The organism is Caballeronia telluris (assembly GCF_001544495.1).
In the GTDB taxonomy this organism is placed as follows: domain Bacteria; phylum Pseudomonadota; class Gammaproteobacteria; order Burkholderiales; family Burkholderiaceae; genus Caballeronia; species Caballeronia telluris.
This window is the reverse complement of sequence record NZ_FCNZ02000135.1, coordinates 1-984: the sequence shown is the minus strand read 5'-3', so window position 1 is coordinate 984 and position 984 is coordinate 1. Positions and strand designations below refer to the sequence as shown.

The window sequence follows — 984 nt, the reverse complement described above, 5'->3', positions numbered from 1 at the left end:
CGCTGCACTGGCTTCTCGCCGTAGTTCGCCGTGTGGCCGCCGAACGGACGTTGATAGATCGTGCCGTCCGCGTTACGGTCGAACGGCATGCCCATGTGTTCCAGTTCGTACACCGCGTTCGGTGCTTCGCGACACATGAACTCGATCGCGTCCTGGTCGCCGAGCCAGTCGGAGCCCTTGATGGTGTCGTAGAAGTGATAGTGCCAGTTGTCTTCGCTCATGTTGCCGAGCGAGGCGCCGATGCCGCCTTGCGCGGCGACCGTGTGCGAGCGCGTCGGAAACACCTTGGACAGCACGCAGACCGACAGGCCGGCTCGCGCGAGTTGCAGCGAGGCGCGCATGCCCGAGCCGCCCGCGCCGACGATGACCACGTCGAAGCGCCGACGCGGCAGGGAAGTCTTGATTGCAGCCATTCTTTAAACTCTCCAGAGAATCTGTGCAGCGTAGCCGGCGCAAGCGACCAGCCAGAGGATGGTCAACGCCTGAAGCGACAGGCGAATCCCGACCGGCTTCACGTAATCCATCCAGATGTCGCGCATGCCGACCCACGCGTGATAGAAGAGCGAAAGCAAGGCGACGAACGTAGCGAGCTTCATCCACTGCAGCGCGAAGATCGACGCCCAGCCTTCATACGAGAAGTCGCGGGCGACGAAAAACCAGAACAGCAGGATGAGCGTATAGACCGCCATCACGACCGCGGTGACGCGTTGCGCGAGCCAGTCGCGCAGACCGTAGTGAGCGCCGACGACAAGGCGCTTCGGGCCGACTCTGTTGTTAGCTGCCATGTTTTTAGAAGGCTCCGAAAAGTTTCAGCGCGACGGCGAGCGTCAGCAACGACGAGACGATCAGCACCGACAGCGCGGTCTGCTTGCCGCCTTCCTTGTGCACCGCGACGTGCGTATCGAGCAGCAAGAAGCGAATGCCCGCGCAGAAGTGGAACAGGTACGCCCACGACAGCACGAGCACGATGATCTTGACGATGGG

3 protein-coding genes are annotated in these 984 nt (G+C 62.1%); all 3 read right to left on the bottom strand.

The annotated features are described in order from the left end of the window. The coding region (locus AWB66_RS32575) for an FAD-dependent oxidoreductase (RefSeq protein ID WP_125469894.1) at positions 1 to 413 on the bottom strand (413 nt) is incomplete at its 3' end. A gap of 3 nt (positions 414 to 416) precedes the next feature. Beyond that, on the bottom strand, positions 417 to 785 hold the full coding sequence (sdhD, locus tag AWB66_RS32570) for a succinate dehydrogenase, hydrophobic membrane anchor protein (RefSeq protein WP_087634059.1): 369 nt from the start codon (positions 783 to 785) through the stop codon (positions 417 to 419). 4 nt (positions 786 to 789) lie between these two features. Next, the coding region (locus AWB66_RS32565) for a succinate dehydrogenase, cytochrome b556 subunit (protein ID WP_456151194.1) at positions 790 to 984 on the bottom strand (195 nt) is incomplete at its 5' end.

Excerpts from the sequence above, each read along its gene's own strand:
- sdhD (WP_087634059.1), bottom strand. The coding sequence starts at position 785 with ATGGCAGCTAACAACAGAGTCGGCCCGAAGCGCCTTGTCGTCGGCGCT.